16 protein-coding genes are annotated in these 19,304 nt (G+C 68.8%); 9 read left to right on the forward strand and 7 right to left on the reverse strand.

The genetic code is table 11. The features are described 5' to 3' along the window. Positions 1-188 precede the first annotated feature (188 nt). The 9 genes from OZ671_RS04015 (at position 189) to glmS (ending at position 9,610) form a co-directional block, all read left to right on the forward strand. Positions 189-1,817, forward strand: a complete 1,629-nt coding sequence (locus OZ671_RS04015) for a CTP synthase (protein WP_268859532.1) — start codon at positions 189-191, stop codon at positions 1,815-1,817. Positions 1,818-1,923: 106 nt separating this feature from the next. Beyond that, positions 1,924-2,286: a DUF1190 domain-containing protein gene (locus OZ671_RS04020; protein WP_268859533.1), complete on the forward strand. Its 363-nt coding sequence runs from the start codon at positions 1,924-1,926 to the stop codon at positions 2,284-2,286. An 89-nt stretch (positions 2,287-2,375) separates the two neighbouring features. After that, positions 2,376-2,780, forward strand: a complete 405-nt coding sequence (locus OZ671_RS04025) for a DUF350 domain-containing protein (protein WP_268859534.1) — start codon at positions 2,376-2,378, stop codon at positions 2,778-2,780. Positions 2,781-2,790: 10 nt separating this feature from the next. Further along, complete coding sequence (locus tag OZ671_RS04030; RefSeq protein ID WP_268859535.1) at positions 2,791-3,336, forward strand: hypothetical protein; 546 nt, start codon at positions 2,791-2,793, stop codon at positions 3,334-3,336. 191 nt (positions 3,337-3,527) lie between these two features. Further along, positions 3,528-4,157, forward strand: coding sequence for a hypothetical protein (locus OZ671_RS04035; RefSeq protein ID WP_268859536.1), 630 nt, complete (start codon positions 3,528-3,530; stop codon positions 4,155-4,157). A gap of 2 nt (positions 4,158-4,159) precedes the next feature. Beyond that, the gene (locus tag OZ671_RS04040) at positions 4,160-5,320 is read left to right on the forward strand and encodes a glutathionylspermidine synthase family protein (protein WP_268859537.1); all 1,161 of its coding nucleotides are present in this window, start codon (positions 4,160-4,162) and stop codon (positions 5,318-5,320) included. A 109-nt stretch (positions 5,321-5,429) separates the two neighbouring features. Beyond that, positions 5,430-6,257 carry a 3-deoxy-8-phosphooctulonate synthase gene (kdsA, locus tag OZ671_RS04045; protein ID WP_268859538.1) on the forward strand — a complete coding sequence of 276 codons (828 nt, stop codon included), beginning with the start codon at positions 5,430-5,432 and terminating at the stop codon, positions 6,255-6,257. 31 nt (positions 6,258-6,288) lie between these two features. Then, positions 6,289-7,656: a bifunctional UDP-N-acetylglucosamine diphosphorylase/glucosamine-1-phosphate N-acetyltransferase GlmU gene (glmU, locus tag OZ671_RS04050; RefSeq protein WP_268859539.1), complete on the forward strand. Its 1,368-nt coding sequence runs from the start codon at positions 6,289-6,291 to the stop codon at positions 7,654-7,656. A gap of 127 nt (positions 7,657-7,783) precedes the next feature. Continuing rightward, positions 7,784-9,610, forward strand: coding sequence for a glutamine--fructose-6-phosphate transaminase (isomerizing) (gene glmS / locus OZ671_RS04055; RefSeq protein WP_268859540.1), 1,827 nt, complete (start codon positions 7,784-7,786; stop codon positions 9,608-9,610). 30 nt (positions 9,611-9,640) lie between these two features. Here the strand turns inward: glmS and OZ671_RS04060 are convergent, their stop codons facing one another. The 7 genes from OZ671_RS04060 to plsY form a co-directional block, all read right to left on the reverse strand. Further along, on the reverse strand, positions 9,641-10,819 hold the full coding sequence (locus tag OZ671_RS04060) for an MFS transporter (protein WP_268859541.1): 1,179 nt from the start codon (positions 10,817-10,819) through the stop codon (positions 9,641-9,643). Between the two features lie 113 nt (positions 10,820-10,932). Continuing rightward, a complete protein-coding gene (locus OZ671_RS04065; protein ID WP_268859542.1) occupies positions 10,933-11,676 on the reverse strand; it encodes an NUDIX hydrolase in 744 nt (247 codons plus the stop codon). Then, entirely contained in the window at positions 11,673-12,116 is a 444-nt protein-coding gene (locus tag OZ671_RS04070; RefSeq protein WP_268859543.1) for a DUF983 domain-containing protein, read from the reverse strand. Before OZ671_RS04070 ends, OZ671_RS04065 begins: the two co-directional genes overlap by 4 nt. Further along, the gene (gene rnr, locus OZ671_RS04075; RefSeq protein WP_268859544.1) at positions 12,113-14,440 is read right to left on the reverse strand and encodes a ribonuclease R; all 2,328 of its coding nucleotides are present in this window, start codon (positions 14,438-14,440) and stop codon (positions 12,113-12,115) included. The genes OZ671_RS04070 and rnr overlap by 4 nt, the downstream gene beginning before the upstream one ends. A gap of 86 nt (positions 14,441-14,526) precedes the next feature. Then, positions 14,527-17,211: a type I DNA topoisomerase gene (topA, locus tag OZ671_RS04080; RefSeq protein ID WP_268859701.1), complete on the reverse strand. Its 2,685-nt coding sequence runs from the start codon at positions 17,209-17,211 to the stop codon at positions 14,527-14,529. A 156-nt stretch (positions 17,212-17,367) separates the two neighbouring features. Continuing rightward, positions 17,368-18,477, reverse strand: coding sequence for a DNA-processing protein DprA (dprA, locus tag OZ671_RS04085; protein ID WP_268859545.1), 1,110 nt, complete (start codon positions 18,475-18,477; stop codon positions 17,368-17,370). 31 nt (positions 18,478-18,508) lie between these two features. Beyond that, a complete protein-coding gene (plsY, locus tag OZ671_RS04090) occupies positions 18,509-19,171 on the reverse strand; it encodes a glycerol-3-phosphate 1-O-acyltransferase PlsY (protein ID WP_268859546.1) in 663 nt (220 codons plus the stop codon). Between the last annotated feature and the right edge of the window lie 133 nt (positions 19,172-19,304).

The following is a 19,304-nucleotide window of genomic DNA, read 5'->3' on the forward strand; positions in this document are numbered from 1 at the left end:
GCGGCGCCGTCGCGCTGAGCGACTAGCCCGGCTTCGCCCGGGCATTCCCGAAAGGTGCCCGTCAAGGGCGCCCGACACGACCATGGCAAGGGCCGGGAGACCGGCCCTCGTTTTTTGTTGCGGCGTGGGGCCGCCATGCGCGCCTCCCGCTACCCGAATCGAACCGAGAGCTTTAAAGAGGAAGTCCCATGACGCGGTATATTTTCATCACCGGCGGCGTGGTTTCGTCCCTTGGCAAGGGACTGGCTTCGGCCGCTCTCGGTGCGCTGCTGCAGGCGCGCGGCTACTCGGTCCGCCTGCGCAAGCTTGATCCCTATCTCAACGTCGATCCGGGCACGATGAGCCCGACCCAGCACGGCGAGGTGTTCGTCACCGACGACGGCGCCGAGACCGATCTGGACCTTGGCCACTACGAGCGCTTCACCGGCCGGCCCTGCACGCGCCAGGACAACATCACCACGGGCCGGATCTATCTGGACATCATCACCAAGGAGCGGCGCGGCGACTATCTCGGCGCGACCATTCAGGTGATCCCGCACGTCACCGACGCCATCAAGGATTTCGTCCGGACCGGCAATGAAGGCTACGACTTCGTGCTGGTGGAGATCGGCGGCACGGTCGGCGACATCGAGGGCCTGCCGTTCTTCGAGGCGATCCGCCAGCTCGGCAACGAGCTGCCGGAAGGCGACAGCATCTACGTCCACCTGACGCTGCTGCCCTTCATCGCCTCGGCCGGCGAACTGAAGACCAAGCCGACCCAGCACTCCGTGCAGGAGCTGCGCTCGATCGGCATCGCGCCCGACATCCTGCTCTGCCGCTGCGACCGGCCCATCCCGGAAGGCGAGCGCAAGAAGCTCGCCCTGTTCTGCAATGTCCGTCCCTCGGCGGTCGTCGAGGCGCAGGATGCCGCCTCGATCTACGACGTGCCGATGGCCTATCACCGTGCCGGCCTCGACGGCGAGGTGCTGCGCGCCTTCGGCATCGAGACGGCCGATGGTCCGGACATGCGCCGCTGGGCCGATGTCTCCGACCGCGTCCACAATCCCGAAGGCGAGGTCAACATTGCCATTATCGGCAAATATACCGGCCTGAAGGACGCCTATAAGTCGCTGATCGAGGCGCTCGCCCATGGCGGCATGGCGAACCGCGTGAAGGTCAATCTCGACTGGATCGAGAGCGAGGTCTTCGAAAAGCAGGATCCCTCGCCCTATCTCGAACATGTCCACGGCATCCTGGTGCCGGGCGGCTTCGGCCAGCGCGGCGCCGAGGGCAAGATCCGGGCGGCGCAGTTCGCCAGGGAACGCAAGGTGCCCTATTTCGGCATCTGTTTCGGCATGCAGATGGCTGTGATCGAGGCGGCCCGCAACCTCGCCGGCATCGGCAACGCCAATTCGACCGAGTTCGGCCCGACGCCCGAGCCGGTGGTCGGCCTGCTCACCGAGTGGCTGAAGGGCAACGAGCTGGTCAAGCGCAGCCAGGCGAGCGATCTCGGCGGCACCATGCGCCTCGGCGCCTATACCGCGCATCTGAAGGCCGACAGCAAGATCGCCGGCATCTACCGGTCCGACACCATCTCCGAGCGGCATCGGCACCGCTACGAGGTCAATCTCGACTACAAGGCCCGGCTCGAGGCCAAGGGCCTGGTGTTCACCGGGCTCTCGCCCGACGGCGTGCTGCCCGAAACCATCGAATATCCCGACCATCCCTGGTTCATCGGCGTGCAGTACCACCCCGAGCTGAAGAGCCGGCCGTTCGAGCCGCACCCGCTGTTCCGCTCCTTCATCGAGGCGGCCAAGGTGCAGTCGAGGCTCGTCTGACCGCTATCGGAACCGGGCCAGGTCGGACCGAGGAGACGCTCGCAACATGTCGAGACGCGTGTCGTTCTGGTTTCTTTCGGTCATCCCGGCCTGATATCAATCTGGGATGAACGACAGACACACGACACGCGGTGCGGTCGCCGTGGGGCTGATCGTCGCGGGGGTCGCCGCGACGATGGGCTATGTCTGGTTCCGTGGCGGCGATTGTCCCGGCGGCACCGAAATCCCGTCCGAACGCGCCTGTCTCGCAAGCGGCCGCGCCGCCGGCCAATGCCGGGCGCTGCTGGCCGAGGCCACTGCGCTGCTCGCCCGTTCCGGACCGGTCTATGCGACCCGCGAGGCGTGCCAGGACCGCCACACGAGCTGCCAGGAGAGCCGCGGCGCAGCCGGCTTTGCGCCGCGCGCGACCGGTTTCTGCCTGATGCCCGGCGCGCCCGCGCGGATCGTGCCGCGCTTTGCGCCCGCCTGAGACGGCGAAACCGAAGCCCACCGGACGACAGCTTCAACCGGAAACAATCCGCCCCTAGCATCCGGCCTCATGCTGGCAGGGGCTGATTCATGATCGCCGACTATCTCTCCGGATTTCCGGCCTTTCTCGCGCATTTCGCCCTGGCGATCTGTTTCCTGGCCATTTTCGTCTGGATCTACACCTGGATGACCGGGCACGACGAGATGGCGCTGATGCGCGAGGGCAATGTCGCCTGCGCCATTGCGCTCACCGGCAGCGTCGTCGGCTTTTCGCTGCCGCTGGCCAGTTCCATCGAGCATTCTGTCTCGATCCTCGACAATGCCCTCTGGGCCACCGTCTCGCTGCTGGTCCAGCTCGGCGTCTATCTGATCGTCAAGCTGCTGTTCAAGGACCTGTCGAAACGCCTCGAAGCCGGCGAATTGCCGGCCGGCATCTGGCTCGCCGGCATCTCGATCGCCGGCGGCCAGCTCACCGCCGCCTCGATGACCACGTGAGGTGCGCCCGATGACCGCCGAGCCTCTGCCGCCCGAGCCTCAGCGCAAGCGTTCCATTCTCCTGTCGCCCGCCGGCATCGGCGCCATGGCCGTGGTGGGTGTCGGCGCCATCGTCGCGACCAATGGTTTCGGCGTCGGCAACCGGCGCAACTGCACGAGCTCCAACCGGATCGCGACGACGGCCGAGCAGTGCCAGCTGACCATGCCGGGGCCGCTCTGTGCCGCCGCCTTCGCGCAAGGAGCGACCGCCGTCGGCCTGTTCCAGGGCAGCAGCGGCGCCTGGCAGCATGTGGTCCTGAGGCGCGGGGGCGACGGGCGCTATCTCGATCCGGCCAATCGGGTTTTTCAGGAGGGACGAGCCTGCCGGTCGTCGTCCTCGTCGTCATGGGGGCGCTCGAGCGGCTCCCACTATTACTACTATTCCGGCGGCGGCTCTTCGGGCAGCTCCTACGGCAGCGCGTCCTCGACCAGCCTGTCGCCGAGCGCCAGCCAGGCCGTCCAGCGCTCGGGCTTCGGCTCGACCGCGCGCAGCATGTCCTTTTCGAGCGGCGGGTGAGGCCGGGCGAAGCCATGTCGTGCCGGGCCGGGGATGGTTTACGATCGATGAACGACGAGAATGCAATCTTTCTGCGCTATCGATTCTCAATTTGAGGCGTTCTTGATGTTTGCGCGCGCTGGCTCTTTCCACGAGCGCTTGGCCAGGTGGCTGCGGCCGTGCCGGCCGGCATGCCGGCGCGAGGAGGGACGATGATGATGAACGGACAGCAGGCCCTGGGGCCCGAACGCAAGCGTTCCGCACTCGTCGCCCCTCTCGCGGTCGGCGCCCTGGTGATCGGCGGGGCGGCGATCTGGGGCGGCGGCACCTTCAGTTCGTCCCGGCCCACCGCGGATGGCGCGGGCAATGTCGCGACCGCCGCGTCCTCGACCTCGACCAGCGACCAGATCGCACGCGGCGCCTGCGGCATGAACCGGATCGCCCGCTCGGTCGAACAGTGCCAGGCATTCCTGCCCGGCACGTCCTGCGCCGACAGCTTCTCGCGCGGAGCCGAGGCGGTGGGGTTGACCCGAACCAGCAGCGGGCCATGGGAGATCGTGGCGCTGCGCCGCGACGGCGTGGAGCGCTATGTCGACACGGCTAACCGCCGCTTCGAGGAGGGCCATGTCTGCTCTGCCTCGAACGGCACGTCGCGCATTCCGATGATCATTCCCTTCCTCATTCCCGGCTCGAACGGCCAGCGGACCGGCCTTGCGCCGTCGCCGGGCACCGCGCCGCAGGTCGCGCCGCAGACCGGTCCGGCCGGCAGTCAGAGCCCCGCGGTGCAGCGCTCCGGCTTCGGCTCGACCGCCCGCAGCATGTCGATTTCGAGCGGAGGCTGACCATGCAGCGCAAGGCCATGGCGGAGCGGCCGAACTGGCGCGCGCTGGCGGACGACTATGGCTTTGCCTATGCCATGCCCGACGGCCAGCAATACTGGGACGAAAGCGCGGCCTATCTGTTCACGCTGCGCGAGATCGAGGACGACCTCGAAAGGGCGACGGAGGAGATCGTCGCCCTGTGCGGCGAGCTCGTCGGCAGGGCGGTTCGCGACGAGACCTATCTCAAGCGGCTCAACATTCCCTCGACCTTTTGGGACTGGATCGCCGCCAGCTGGCAGCGGCCGGACCCCAGCCTCTACGGTCGCTTCGACTTCATCTATGGTGGCAACGGGCCGGCCAAACTGCTTGAATTCAATGCCGATACGCCGACGGCCCTCTATGAGGCGGCGGTGTTCCAGTGGCTGTGGCTTGAGGATCGGGTCGCCGCCGGGGCGCTGCCGCGCGGCGCCGACCAGTTCAGCAGCCTGCACGACAAGCTGATCGCCCGCTTTCGCGCCATCCCGACCAACCGGCCGCTGCACCTCACCGCCTATTCGAGCGAGGTCGAGGACCGCAAGACGGTCGAATATCTCTCCGAATGCGCCATGGAGGCCGGTCATACGGTCGTGCTGATCGACATTGCCGATATCGGCCTCGACGGTCAGGGCCGGTTCGTCGACGAGCAGAGCCGCACGATCGAGACGCTGTTCAAGCTCTATCCCTGGGAATGGCTCATCCATGAACCCTTCGGCGCGTCGATCCCGTCAAGCCCGACGGTCTGGATCGAGCCCGCCTGGAAGATGCTGCTCTCCACCAAGGCGATCCTGCCGGAGCTCTGGCGGCTGGCGCCCGGCCATCCGAACCTGCTGGAGGCCTATTTCGAAGATGATCCGGCGGCGAGCGCACTCGGCCGCAGCTATGTCGCCAAGCCGATCGTGTCGCGCGAGGGCGCCAATATCGAGATCCGCCGCGACGGGGCGACGCTGGTCGCCGCCGAGGGCCCATACCAGAACCTGCCGCGTGTGCTGCAGGGGCTGGCGCCCGATGTCGTCTTCGACGGCATGCGGCCGGTCATCGGCGCGTGGATCGTCGACGATGCGGCCGCCGGCATCGGCATCCGCGAGGACAAGGGCCTCGTCACCGGCAACATGTCGCGTTTCGTGCCCCATGCCATTGTCGGCTGACCGGAACGGCCGGCCCTGCCGAAACGCCTGAGGCCGTCATCGGTTGATTGCGACGGAGAGGTCTGTCAGAAGGCTTGTCCGTCTGACCAGACCCAAGGCCATCTCACCGATGACTGCTCAATCGACCGTTACCGTCGGTTCCGTCCGCTTTGGCAACAAGCTGCCGCTGGCGCTGATTGCCGGGCCCTGCGCCATGGAAAGCCGCAGCCACGCCCTGGAGGTCGCGAGCGCCCTGAAGGAGATCGCCGGGCGTGTCGGCATCGGCCTCGTCTACAAGTCGTCGTTCGACAAGGCCAACCGCACGTCGGGCAAGTCGTCCCGCGGCATCGGCCTCGCCGCGGCGCTGCCGATCTTTGCCGAGGTCAAGGAGAGCCTCGGCGTGCCCGTCATCACCGACGTGCACGAGATCGAGCAGTGCGCGCCGGTCGGCGAGGTCGTCGACATCCTGCAGATCCCGGCCTTCCTGTGCCGCCAGACCGACTTGCTGGTCGCGGCCGCGCGCACCGGCCGTGCCGTCAACGTCAAGAAAGGCCAGTTCCTGGCGCCCTGGGACATGGCCAATGTCGCGGCCAAGGTGACGGAAGCCGGCAATCCCAACGTGCTGCTGACCGAGCGTGGCGCCTCCTTCGGCTACAATACGCTGGTGACGGACATGCGCGGCCTGCCGATCATGGCCGAGACCGGCGCTCCGGTGATTTTCGATGCCACCCATTCCGTGCAGCAGCCGGGCGGCAAGGGCTCGTCCTCTGGCGGCCAGCGCGAATTCGTGCCGGTCCTGGCGCGCGCGGCCGTCGCGGTCGGCGTCGCGGGCGTGTTCATCGAGACCCATCCCGACCCCGACAAGGCGCCGTCCGATGGGCCGAACATGGTGCCGCTCGCCGAGATGGAGGGCCTGCTCAGGACGCTCGTCGCCTTCGATCGCCTGGCCAAGGCCTGACGGCGGGTTCGAGCGAGGGATGACACGCGCGATGACCACACGCTCCTGCCTGTCCGTCGTGCTCGCCGCCGGCGAGGGCACCCGCATGAAGTCGGCCAAGCCGAAGGTGCTGCACGAGGTGGCGGGCCTGTCGATGCTCGGCCATGTCCTGACCGCGATCGCCGGCGCCGGCGGCACGGCCGCCGCGGTCGTTGTCGGCCCCGGCAGGGACGATGTCGCGGCCGAGGTGCGCAGGCTGGTGCCCGATGCGGGCGTCCATGTCCAGGTCGAGCGGCTCGGCACGGCCCATGCCGTGCTGCAGGCCGCCGACGCGCTGAAGCGGGGCTATGACGACGTGATCGTCGCCTTCGGCGATACGCCGCTGGTTCGCGCGACGACATTCGGCCGCCTGCGCGAGGCGATCGCGGCTGGCGCCGCCGTCGCGGTGCTCGGTTTCGAAGCGGCCGATCCGACCGGTTATGGCCGGTTGGTGGTGGCGGACGGCAAGCTTGCGGCGATCGTCGAGCACAAGGATGCGAGCGAGGAGCAGAAGCGCATCACGCTGTGCAATGGCGGCCTGATGGCGCTTTCGGGAGCGCAGGCGCTGCGCCTTCTCGAGGGCGTGGGCAATGCCAATGCCAAGGGCGAGTTCTACCTGACCGACGTGGTGGCGCTGGCGCGGCAGGCGGGCCTCCCCACCGCCGTCGTGACCGCGCCGGAAGATGAGGTGCGCGGCGTCAACGACCGCGTCCAGCTGGCCGAGGTCGAGGCCATCGCACAAGGGCGGCTGCGGGCCGAGGCGATGCGGGCAGGGGTGACCATGGTGGCGCCCGAGACCGTGTTCCTCAGCCACGACACGGTGCTCGGCCAGGACGTCGTGCTCGAGCCGCATGTCGTCTTCGGTCCGGGCGTGCGGATCGCCGGCGATGTCACGATCCGGGCCTATTCGCATCTTGCCGGCTGCGAGGTGGCCGCGGGCGCGACCATCGGGCCGTTCGCCCGCATCCGGCCGAAGAGCCGGATCGGCGAGAAGGTTCATATCGGCAACTTCGTCGAGGTGAACCGCTCGACGCTGGGCCGACAGGTCGAAGCCAACCATCTCGCCTATCTCGGCGATTCGACGGTCGGCGAGGGCACCAATGTCGGCGCCGGCACCATCACCTGCAATTTCGACGGCGCCGACAAGAACCCCACGGTCATCGGCCGCGATGTTTTCGTCGGCTCGAATTCGACGCTCATCGCGCCGCTGACGATCGGCGACGAGGTGCTGATCGCTGCCGGCAGCACCATCACCCAGGACGTCGAGGCGGGCGGGCTCGCCTTCGGCCGGCCGCGGCAGGCGGTCATTCCGGAGCGGGGCGCGGAGAAGATCCGCGCGAACAAGGTCCGGCGGGCGGAACGCAAGGCACGCGGCGGTTGAGCGGCCACAGCTGTTTCAAACCGTTACATCAATTCATTTCAGTCGCACCGGCCTTGGCCATTAAAGGGCTGGTGACGGCGCACCGGCCATATCGGCCGGAGCCTCTCAAGGCACGGAGCATTCTCACATGTGTGGAATCATCGGCATTCTCGGCAGGGAACCCGTCGCTCCGCAGCTGGTCGACAGCCTCAAGCGGCTGGAATATCGCGGCTATGACTCCGCCGGCGTGGCGACACTGGAGAACGGCGTGCTGGTGCGCCGGCGCGCCGAGGGCAAGCTGCGCAACCTCGAGGCGGCGCTCCGGAACGCGCCGCTGGACGGTCATATCGGCATCGGCCACACGCGCTGGGCGACACACGGGGCGCCGACCGAGACCAATGCCCATCCGCATGTCTCGGAGGGCGTCGCCGTCGTCCATAACGGCATCATCGAGAATTTCCGCGAGCTGCGGGCCGAGCTCGAGGCCAAGGGCGTCAGGCTTTCGACCCAGACCGATACCGAAGTGGTGGCTCATCTCGTCGGCCAGGAGATGAAGGCGGGGCACGGTCCGGTGGAGGCCGTCGGCCGCACTTTGCCGCGCCTGCGCGGCGCCTTCGCGCTGGCCTTCGTCTTCGAAGGCAATGACGACCTGCTGATCGGCGCGCGCAAGGGCTCGCCGCTCGCCGTCGGCTATGGCGAGGGCGAGATGTATCTCGGCTCCGACGCCATCGCGCTGGCGCCCTTCACTTCGGCGGTCGCCTATCTGGAGGAGGGCGACTGGGCGATTCTCAATCGGCATTCGGCCGAGATCCGCGATGCCAGCGGCGCCGTGGTCGAGCGGCCGGTGATCCAGTCCAGCGCCCAGGCCTTCCTGGTCGACAAGGGCAACTATCGCCACTTCATGCTGAAGGAGATTTACGAGCAGCCGGAGGTCGTGGCGCGCACCGCCGCCCACTATCTCGACATGGCCAACGGCCAGGTGCGGCTGCCGGCCGAATTGCCGTTCGACTGGGCCAGGCTGCCGCGCATCTCGATCGCCGCCTGCGGCACCGCCTATCTTGCCGGCCTCACCGCCAAATACTGGTTCGAGCGCTTCGCGCGCATCCAGGTCGACATCGACATCGCCTCGGAGTTCCGCTACCGCGAGACGCCGATGGAGCCGGGCGGCCTGATGATCGTGGTGTCGCAGTCCGGCGAGACGGCCGACACGCTCGCTTCGCTGCGCTATGCCAAGGAGAACGGCCAGCACGTCCTCGCCGTGGTCAATGTTCTCACCTCGACCATCGCCCGCGAGAGCCATATCGTCATGCCGACGCTCGGCGGGCCGGAGATCGGGGTCGCCTCGACCAAGGCCTTCACCTGCCAGCTCACGGTGATGGCCTCGCTCGCCATCGCGGCCGGCAAGGCGCGCGGCTTCATCGACGCGGCGGAGGAGGACGCGCTCGTCCGCGCCATGATGGAGGCGCCGCGCTACATCAACGAGGCGCTGACGCTCGACGACAGCATCGCGCAGCTCGCCAAGTCGCTCGCCAAGTCGCAAAGCGTGCTCTATCTCGGCCGCGGCATCAGCTATCCGATCGCGCTCGAGGGCGCACTGAAGCTGAAGGAACTCTCCTACATCCATGCCGAGGGCTATGCGGCGGGCGAGCTGAAGCACGGGCCGATCGCGCTGATCGACGAAGCCATGCCGGTGGTCGTCATCGCGCCGCATGACCGGATCTTCGAAAAGACCGTGTCGAACATGCAGGAGGTGGCCGCCCGCGGCGGACAGATCCTGCTGGTGACCGACGCGCAGGGGGCCGAGCATGCCTCGGTCGATGCGACCGCCACCGTGGTCATGCCTGATCTTCCGGCCCTGATCGCGCCGATCGTCTATGCCGTGCCGATCCAGCTCATCGCCTATCACACGGCGGTGGAGATGGGCACCGACGTCGACCAGCCGCGCAATCTCGCGAAAAGCGTGACGGTGGAATAGGCCGCTGCGGCATCGCCGCGGCAGGGCGCCTCAGGCGCCGCCGCGGCTGCCCCGCAGGCGGATGACGATCACCCCGACATAGGCGGCGAAGAGGGCGCCGAGCGTCGCCGGCAGCCCGGTCGGCGGCCAGAGATCCATGCCGAAGCCGGCCAGCGGCGGGCCGACGATCAGGCCGGCCGAATACATCACCACGAAGGCGGCATTGGCCTGGGCGAGATCGGCGCCGCGGAAGCGGCCGCCGAGATGGGCGAGGCCGACCGTATAGAGGCCGGCGACGATGCCGCCCCAGACGAAGAGCAGGACCACCAGCGCCGTCCGCGACATCGGCACGAAAGCCATGGTCGCCATTCCGATGGCGCCGACGGCTGCGCAGAACAGCAGCACCACCCTGCGGTCGATGCGGTCGGCGACCAGCCCGAGCGGCACCTGGAAGACGAGATTGCCGAGCGAAACGAAGGAGACGAGCGTGGTCGCCGCGACAGCGTCCAGGCCGGTGGCGATGCCGTAGAGCGGCAGCAGGGCGAAGGCGCCGGTCTCGGCGGCGCCGAAGACGAGCGCGGCGAGGGTGGCCGCAGGTGCCGCCCAGAGAAAGGCGGCGAAGCCGCGCGATGGCTCCTCCTCGATGCTGGGCGCGATGCCGCGGGCGATCAGTACCGGCAGCATGGAGAGGGCGAACAGCGCCGACCCGACGAGATAGGGAGCCGGACCGGACGTGCCGACCATGGTCAGGATCTGGGGACCCGCGGCGAAGCCCAGCGACAGCGCGGTCACATAGATGCTCAGCACGAGGCCGCGGCGCTCCTCGGGCGCGACGGCATTGATCCAGTATTCCGACAGGACGAACAGCACGGTCAGCGCGACGCCGAAGACGAAGCGCAGCGGAAACCAGGCCCAGAGGGGCTCGATCACGAGGAAGCCGAGAAACGAGACGATGCCGAGGGCGACCGCCCAGAGCAGCACCGGCCTGACGCCGAAACGGCGGGCCCAGCCCGAAATGAAGGGCGCGCAGACGAGGGTGGCGACGCCGCCCATGGCCGAATTGAGCCCGATCACCGTGCGCGACGCACCCTTGGCGTCGAGAGCGAAGGAAATGAGCGGGATGGACAGCGACAGGCCGATGCCCACCGCCACGATGCAGGCGATGGCGGCGGTGATCGAGAGGATGAACTGCCTGGGGTCGGCCGGCGCGGTCGGGCTGGTGCTGGTCATGAGAGCGCCATCTCATGACGAGGCGAAGGCGGCGTGACAAGGGCGGCCCCCGCGCGGCAGCCCAGCCCTTGCGAACCGAACCGCACCGACAGGGGCGCCGGGCCGGCCCGCGCCTACAGCACCTCGCGCTGGAAGACCTTGCGCTGCATGTAATAGAAGGGCACCGGCAATTCCGGCGCGAAACCCTTGGCGATGCGCTCGCCGAGCTCCTCGAGCACCACTGTGGTGATGGTTGGCAGGTCTTCCTGCAGGGCGTCCTTGAGGGTCAGCCATTTCAGCTCGACCAGTTCGGCATGCGGCCCGACCACGCCGTCGACGCGATGGGCGATATGATCGGCGTCGCAGGCGAAGAAGCGTGTGTCGAACCGCTTCGGCCGGCGCGGCGGCGTGATGGCGCGGCAGACGAACTGCAGCGATTCCAGGTTGGGGAACACACCGTGCTCGGCGAAGCCCTCCCAGCCCTTGGGCACGCCTTCCGGCACGCCGGCATCGCGCGTGCCGAGGAGCAGGCCGGTCTCCTCGAAGGTCTCGCGCACGGCGGTCAGCGCGAGCGACCGGGCGCGCGACAGCGAGGGCCGCTGCACGCGCTTCATCAGCCGCGTCTCCGCATGGCCGTCGAGCGCCCCGAAGACGGGCATGTCGCGGTCCGCCGGGTCGCGCCGGCCGCCGGGGAAGACGAACTTGCCGGGCATGAATTTCAGGTCGTGCCGGCGCTTGCCCATCAGCACCTTGGGAGCGGGGCCCTTGCGGTCGATCAGGATCAGGGTGGCGGCGTCGACCGGACGCAGGTTCGCCCAGCGCTGCTCGCGCTCGGTCTTGGTCAGGCGCTCGGTCAGAGCTTGGCCCCGCTCATTCATGATCTGGTGCTCGCTTCTTCTTTCGCTTCGGGACTGTCGGGATCGAAACCATGCATGCGCAGGGCCCATTGCAGGCCCACCACCAGGCCCTTGATCGGCGGCAGCAGGCCGAGGCACAGGATCAAGGTCAGCGGCAGCCAGAGCGCGAAATGGATCCAGAGGACCGGCTCGTAGCGCAGCTCCACCCACATCAGCAGCGGCACGATGACATGGCCGACCACCATGATGGTCAGATAGGGCGGGGCGTCGTCGGCCCGGTGATGGTGCAGTGCCTCGCCGCAGTGCGCGCAGGTCGGCGCCACCTTCAGATAGGACGAGAACAGCCGGCCCTCGCCGCAATTGGGGCAGCGGCAGCGTGCGCCGCGCCACAGCGCGGTCCACAGGTTGCGTTCGGGCCGGGCGTTGGCCGGCTCGGCGCCGTGCAGGATCCGGACAGTCATTTGCGCCCTTTTCGTTTCCAAGGCGGACGCGAGGGCTTGTCGCCCGGCCGGGCGCGCCGGCCATCGCCAAAGCCCTCGTCCCGGCGGTTGTGACGTCCGATCCGCTTCGGGGCAAGCCCGGGCCGGCCATCGCTCATCAGTTCGAAACGCAGGGCTCCGGCCACCGGCGCGGCCTCGACCAGCCGGACGGAGACCGTGTCGCCGAGCCGGTAGGTTTCGCCGCTCCTGCTGCCGACGAGCGCCTGCTGGCCTTCCTCGTATCGGAAATAGTCGCCGCCGATGCTGGCCGCCGGCACGAAACCGTCGGCCCCGGTGTCGTCGAGCCGGACGAACAGGCCGGAGCGGGTGAGGCCGGAAATGCGCGCGCCGAAGATATCGCCGACGCGCTCCGAAAGGTGGGCGGCGATCAGCCGGTCGATGGTTTCGCGCTCGGCCGCCATGGCGCGCCGTTCGGCGGCGGAGATTTCCGCGCCGATCTCGGCGAGCGCGCCGGCCTGGCCATCTGTCAGGCCGTCGTCACCGAGATTGAGCGCGCGGATCAGGCCGCGATGGACGATGAGATCGGCATAACGGCGGATCGGCGAGGTGAAATGGGCGTAGCGCCGCAGGTTGAGGCCGAAATGGCCGATATTCTCGGGCGAATATTCCGCCTGGGACTGCGAGCGCAGCACCACCTGGTTGACCAGCTCGGCCGATTCCGTGCCGCGGGCGCGGGCCAGGATCTGGTTGAAATTGGCCGGCCGCAGCACGGCCGCCTGCGGCAAGGTGATGTCGAGGGTGCGCAGGAATTCCTTCAGTGCCAGCAGCTTCTCGTAGGCCGGCGCGTCGTGGATCCGGTACATGCAGGGAATGCGGTGCTTTTCCAATGTCTCGGCCGCGCAGACATTGGCGAGGATCATCATTTCCTCGATCAGCCGGTGGGCATCGAGGCGCTCGGGCACCACCACGCGATCGACGGTGCCATCGGGCTTCAGCAGGATCTTGCGTTCGGGCAGGTCGAGATCCAGCGGCTCGCGGTCGTCGCGCGCCCGCTTCAGCGCCCGATAGGCTTCCCAGAGCGGGTTCAGCACGGGCCCGACCAGCGGGCCGATCCGCTCGGCGGCCTCGCCCTCCAGACGACCGTCGACCGCGGCCTGGGCTTCGCCATAGGCGAGCTTGGCTGCCGAACGCATCAGGATGCGGTGGAAGCTGTGCGCCTTGCGCCGCCCGTCGGCGCGGATCACCACCCGGCAGGCGATGGCCGGCCGGCTTTCGCCTTCGCGCAGCGAACACAGGTCGTTGGAGATGCGCTCGGGCAGCATCGGCACGACACGGTCGGGAAAATAGACTGAATTGCCCCGGATCGCCGCCTCGCGATCGAGTGCCGAGCCGGAACGGACATAGGCGGCGACATCGGCGATGGCGATCGTGACGATGAAGCCGCCGGTATTGTCCGGGGCGGTGTCCGGTTCGGCGTGGACCGCGTCGTCGTGGTCCTTGGCGTCGGGCGGATCGATGGTGACGAGCGGCAGCTTGCGCCAGTCCTCGCGGCCGGCCGCCGTCGCCGGCCGCGCGCGCTCGGCTTCCGCCAACGTGTCGGCGCGGAAGACCGAGGGAATGCCGTGGACCTCGAGCGCGATCTGCGAGATCGCCCGTTCGCTGCCGAGATGGCCGAGCCGCTCGCGCACCCGGGCGACCGGCGGGCCGAACCGGGTGTTCCTGACGATGTCGACCGCCACGAGATCGCCGTCGCGGGCATCGCCGACGGCCTCGGCGGGAATGGCGAGCTCCCGGCCGAGATTCTTCTTGTCGACGGGCAGGAGCCGGCCGCCATGGCCCGCTATCGCGCGGAACACGCCGATGAGCCGGGCACGGCCCCGGTCGAGGATCTTCATGACGCGGGCGGTGGGCCGCGGGTCGTCGGGCGCGCCGCCGTCGGCCATGCGCACCAGGGCCCGGTCGCCGAGCCCCGGCACGGGATCGCCCGGGCGCGGCCGATGCGGCACCGCGAGCACGATGTCGGGCACCGCGCCGAGCTCGTCCTCGTCCCATTCGGCGGGCGTCGCGATCAGGTCGCCGTCGTCGTCGCGCCTGACGACATCGACGACCAGCACGCGCGGCAACGCGCCGGGCTTGTGCAGCTTGCCGCGGCCGCGCGCCAGCAGGCCGTCCTCGACGATCTCCTTCAGGAGGTGCTTGAGCGCGACCTTGTCGGCGCCGCCGAGGCCGAAATGCCGCGCGATCTCGCGCTTGCCGACCTTGCCGGGCTGGCTGGCGATGAAAGCGAGCACGTCTTCGCGGCTGGGCAGGCGCGGCGCGGCATCGGTCTTCGGCTTACGGGGCAATGATCACGGATCCTGCACGCGCCGGGGAGCGGCGCGGCTTCCAGGCTAACCGATCACGGAGCGGGACGAAACGCGCCTCGCCCGCTTCACGTCTTGGCCTTTTCGGCCGGCTTGACGGCCTTTTTCGCGGCGGCCTTCGGCTTGGCGGCGGATTTGGCCCTGGCCGCCGGCTTAGCCTCGCCATTCGCCTTGGCCCGGCGCCCGCCCTTGGGACGGGAGCCGGCGGCTTCGGCACGTGCCGCGATCAACTGCACCGCCTCGTCCATGGTCAGGCTGTCCGGAGCCTTGCCCTTGGGCAGGGTGGCGTTGACCGAGCCATGCTTGACATAGGGGCCGTAGCGGCCGGCCATGACGGTGACCGGGCCGCCGAGGGTCGGGTGCTCGCCGAGCTCGCGGCCGGGCGCGGCGGCGGCACGGCCGAACCGTCCCTTGGCGCCGCTCTCCTTGGCGACGATGAGATCGATGGCGCGGTTCGAGCCGATCGCCAGGACATCGTCGTCCTTTTCGAGATTGGCATAGGTCCGCTCGTGCTGCACATAGGGACCGTAGCGGCCGATGCCGACCAGGATCGGCTTGCCGCTCTCGGGGTGGACCGCCACCTCCTTCGGCAGGGCGAGGAGGGCGAGGGCCCGTTCGATGTCGATTTCGGCGGGACTGAGGCCCTTCGGCAGCGACGAACGCTTCGGCTTGTCGCCTTCGCCGAGCTGGATGTAGGGCCCGAAGCGGCCGTCGCGCACGGTGACTTCAAGGCCGGTATCCGGATCCTCGCCGAGCCGCCGCGTGCCGTCAGGCGAGGCGCCGGCCGGAGCATCGCCGACCGCATCGGCGCTCGGGGCGGCGAGCTGACGCGTATAGCGGCATTCGGGATAGTTCGAGCAGCCGATGAAGGCGCCGAACTTGCCAAGCTTCAGGGACAGCGTGCCGCTGCCGCAGGTCGGGCAGAGCCGCGGGTTCGTACCATCGCCCCGGTCGGGGAAGATATGCGGACCGAGGCTCTCGTTGAGCGCCGACAGCACATCGGCGACCCGCAGCTCCTTGGTGCTGTCGATCGCCGCCGTGAAATCGCGCCAGAAGTCGCGCAGCAGTGCCTTCCAGTCGAGCTCGTGATTGGACACGAGGTCGAGCTGTTCCTCGAGCGCCGCCGTGAAGCCGTATTCGACATAGCGGTTGAAGAAGTTTTCGAGGAAGGCGATGACCAGCCGGCCCTTGTCCTCCGGCACCAGGCGCTTCTTCTCGACGCGCACATAGTCGCGGTCCTGCAGCGTCTGCAGCGTCGCTGCGTAGGTCGAGGGGCGGCCGATGCCGAGCTCTTCCATGCGCTTGACGAGGCTCGCCTCGGAATAGCGCGGCGGCGGCTCGGTGAAGTGCTGGGTGGCGGCGATCGCCTGTTTCGACAGCTTTTCGCCGACCGTCATCGCCGGCAGCCGCTTGCCGTCCTCGTCGTCGCCGTCGTCGTCGCGATCCTCGGTATAGAGGGTGAGGAAGCCGTCGAACTTCACCACCTGGCCGGTGGCGCGCAGGTCGAGCTTGCGGCCGAGCGAGGAGCCGAGGCCGCCGACGGTCGCGATGATGTCGACCGTCGTGCGCTCGAGCTCGGCGCTTTCCATCTGCGAGGCGACGGTGCGCTTCCAGATCAGCTCGTAGAGCCGGGCCTGTTCGGGCTCGAGGAAACGGGCGACGTCGCGCGGATGACGGCGGACGTCGGTCGGCCGGATCGCCTCGTGGGCTTCCTGCGCGTTCTTGACCTTGGAGGTGTATTTGCGCGGCGCGCCGGGTACGTAGCGGGCACCGAAATCCTTGCCGATCAGGCTGCGGATCTCGGCGACCGCCTCGGGGGCGACATCGACGCCGTCGGTTCGCATATAGGTGATGAGGCCGACCGTCTCGCCGCCGATGTCGGCGCCCTCGTAGAGCCGCTGGGCGATCTGCATCGTGCGGTTCGGCGCGAAGCCGTATTTGCGGCTCGCCTCCTGCTGCAGCGTCGAGGTGGTGAAGGGCGGGAAGGGGTGGCGCCGCGCCGGTTTGGCCTCCACCGCGGCGACGGCGAAATGCGCCTCGTTCAGGGCCTTTTCGAAGGCGCGCGCCTCGGCCTCGGTGCCGACGTCGAGCCGCTGGATCTTCTGGCCGTCGGCGCCGACGAGGCGGGCCTCGAAGCTCTCGGCGCGTGGCGTCGCAAGGGTTGCGACCAGCGACCAGTATTCGCGCTTGACGAAGCGCTCGATCTCGGCCTCGCGCTCGCAGACGAGGCGAAGCGCCACCGACTGCACGCGGCCGGCCGAGCGGGCGCCCGGCAGCTTGCGCCAGAGCACCGGCGAGAGGTTGAAGCCGACGAGATAGTCGAGCGCGCGGCGCGCCAGATAGGCCTCGACGAGGTCGACGTCGATGGCGCGCGGATTGGCCATCGCATCGAGAACCGCCTGCTTGGTGATGGCGTTGAAGGTGACGCGCTCGACCGGCACGTCCTTCAGCACACGCTTGTCGCGCAACGCTTCCAGGAGATGCCAGGAGATCGCCTCGCCCTCGCGATCGGGGTCGGTGGCCAGGATCAGCTTGCTCGCGCCCTTGACCATCTTGGCGATCTCGCCGATGCGCTTGGCGCCGCGGCCGTCGGCTTCCCAGACCATGGCGAAATCGGCGTTCGGATCCACCGACCCGTCCTTGGCCGGCAGGTCGCGCACGTGGCCGAACGAGGCGACGACCTCGTAGTCCGAGCCCAGATATTTGTTGATCGTCTTCGCCTTGGCCGGCGATTCGACGATGACCACGTTCACGCCCAAGATTGCGTCCCTTGAGAATCCATTCGCATCCGGCGGCCCGCCGACGGGGGCCGCAAGTCGGGCGGAACATGGGCACAAGGCCGCATCAAGTCAAATGGGAGAAATGCCCGATAGGCCTCTGTGTGGCTTCGACGCTGCGCCCGCCGGGCATCAGAGGAGACCTGCGCCTCCGGCGGGATCGCGCCAGACCCGGCCGGCGAGCTCCAGCTCGAGGAGGACGATCCGGACCGTCGCCACGGAGAGGCCCGCCTGCCTGACGATGTCGTCGACGGCGACCGGCACCGGACCGAGCAGGTCGAGCACGCGGGCGCGCTGGTCGTCGGCGGGCTCCACCGGGGCGGGTCGATCCTGCTCCTCGGCGCCGAGGCGCTGCGGCCCCATGGCGACCAGCGGCGCGAGCACGCCGGTGACGTCCTCGACGCCGGTGACGAGCACCGCGCCCTGTTTCAGCAGCCGGTTGGTGCCTGCCGCGCGGGGATCGAGCGGCGAACCGGGCACGGCGAAGACCTCGCGGTTCTCCTCCAGAGCGAGCCTGGCCGAAATGAGCGAGCCGGAGCGTTCCGCCGCCTCGACCACGACGAGGCCGAGCGAAAGGCCGGCAATCAGCCGGTTGCGGCGCGGGAAGTCCTTGGCGCGCGGCTCGTGGCCTACGGGCATTTCACTGATGGCGCAGCCGGTTGCGAGGATCTGTTCGAGCAATGGTTCGTTTTCGGGCGGGTAGATCCGATCATGGCCGCCGGCGAGAACCGCGACAGTGCCGCCGGCCAGCGAGGCCCGGTGGACGGCGGTGTCGATGCCGCGCGCGAGGCCCGAAACGGTGACGAAACCACTCTCGGCGAGACCGCGCGCGAGCAGGCCCGCCATCTTGAGGCCGGGGATCGAGGCATTGCGTGCGCCGACCAGCGCCACTGCCGGCCGGTGCAGCGCGTCGACAAGGCCGCGGATACCGATCAGCGGCGGCGGCGCCACGGTCTCGCGCAGCAGCGGCGGATAGTCCGGTTCGTGGAGCGCCGTCAGCTGGATGCCGCTGCGGGCCGCAGCCGCCATCTCGCGCTCGGCCTGGTCGTGGCCGAAGACGCGGAAGTCGCGGTCGCCGCCTCGCCGGGACAGGCCGGGCAGGGCGTCGAGCGCCGCCTCGGCGCTGCCATAGAGCCGGAGCAGTTCCCGGAAGGTGCGGGGGCCGACATGGGCCGAACGGGCAAGGCGCAGCCAGGCGAGGCGTTCCGCATCGGTCAGGCGTCGCCCCGGCCGGCTGGTCATGGCGGCCCGCAGGTGGTCGCGCGCCGGGCGCTCACGTGGCTGTCCCCGAGCTTTTTTCGCCGATCCGGCTTTCGGTGCCGGCGAGCAGCTTGCCGATATTCTGGTGATGTTTCGCCCAGAGCGCGGCGGCGACGGCGAGGGTCGCGACACCCATCTGCAGCGGCGAGCCGGCGGGGGCGGGCAGCGCGGCCTGCAGCGCCGGCCACTTGGCCAGAGCGATGAGCGCGAGCGGCGTCAGGAGGCTCGCCACCAGCGCGGCCAGCGACGAATAGCGGAAGGTGAAGGCCATGGCGAGCCAGACGATGGCGAAGAACAGGAAGGCGGGCCAATAGAGGCCGAGCAGCAGCCCGAGGAAGGTCGCAACCCCCTTGCCGCCCTTGAAGCCGAGCCAGACCGGAAAGATGTGGCCGAGAAAGGCGCCGATGCCGGCGACGAGGCCCGCTTCGGGCCCGGCCAGGTGGCTTGCGATCAGCACCGCGGCGGTCGCCTTCAGCGCGTCGAGCAGCAAGGTCGCCGCCGCGAGCTTCTTGTTGCCCGTGCGCAGCACGTTGGTCGCGCCGATATTGCCGGAGCCTATGGTCCTGATGTCGCCGAGCCCGGCGCCGCGGGTGAGGAGCAGGCCGAAGGGGATGGAGCCCAGGAGATAGCCGAGGCCGAGGACCGGCAGGAGGACGGATAGCGGGAGATCGAACATCGAACGGGGCCCTCGGGGATGCTGTCGTGTCTTGCCTGGCGCGACCGATCCTATCATTCGCGCGCCAGCCGCATAGCGCTATCGGCGAAAGACGGATGTCAGGAAGCCCCGGCAACGCGTTGATTCCGGTCGG

Origin of the sequence: Phreatobacter sp. AB_2022a, assembly GCF_026847585.1 — a bacterium.
GTDB lineage: Bacteria > Pseudomonadota > Alphaproteobacteria > Rhizobiales > Phreatobacteraceae > Phreatobacter.

Coding starts and splice junctions, on each gene's coding strand:
- OZ671_RS04020 (WP_268859533.1), top strand. CDS start 1,924: ATGAACGACAGACACACGACACGCGGTGCGGTCGCCGTGGGGCTGATC.
- OZ671_RS04030 (WP_268859535.1), top strand. CDS start 2,791: ATGACCGCCGAGCCTCTGCCGCCCGAGCCTCAGCGCAAGCGTTCCATT.
- OZ671_RS04025 (WP_268859534.1), top strand. CDS start 2,376: ATGATCGCCGACTATCTCTCCGGATTTCCGGCCTTTCTCGCGCATTTC.
- kdsA (WP_268859538.1), top strand. CDS start 5,430: ATGACTGCTCAATCGACCGTTACCGTCGGTTCCGTCCGCTTTGGCAAC.
- OZ671_RS04035 (WP_268859536.1), top strand. CDS start 3,528: ATGATGATGAACGGACAGCAGGCCCTGGGGCCCGAACGCAAGCGTTCC.
- OZ671_RS04065 (WP_268859542.1), bottom strand. CDS start 11,676: ATGAATGAGCGGGGCCAAGCTCTGACCGAGCGCCTGACCAAGACCGAG.
- OZ671_RS04040 (WP_268859537.1), top strand. CDS start 4,160: ATGCAGCGCAAGGCCATGGCGGAGCGGCCGAACTGGCGCGCGCTGGCG.
- OZ671_RS04060 (WP_268859541.1), bottom strand. CDS start 10,819: ATGACCAGCACCAGCCCGACCGCGCCGGCCGACCCCAGGCAGTTCATC.
- glmS (WP_268859540.1), top strand. CDS start 7,784: ATGTGTGGAATCATCGGCATTCTCGGCAGGGAACCCGTCGCTCCGCAG.
- glmU (WP_268859539.1), top strand. CDS start 6,289: ATGACCACACGCTCCTGCCTGTCCGTCGTGCTCGCCGCCGGCGAGGGC.
- dprA (WP_268859545.1), bottom strand. CDS start 18,477: ATGACCAGCCGGCCGGGGCGACGCCTGACCGATGCGGAACGCCTCGCC.
- OZ671_RS04070 (WP_268859543.1), bottom strand. CDS start 12,116: ATGACTGTCCGGATCCTGCACGGCGCCGAGCCGGCCAACGCCCGGCCC.
- OZ671_RS04015 (WP_268859532.1), top strand. CDS start 189: ATGACGCGGTATATTTTCATCACCGGCGGCGTGGTTTCGTCCCTTGGC.
- plsY (WP_268859546.1), bottom strand. CDS start 19,171: ATGTTCGATCTCCCGCTATCCGTCCTCCTGCCGGTCCTCGGCCTCGGC.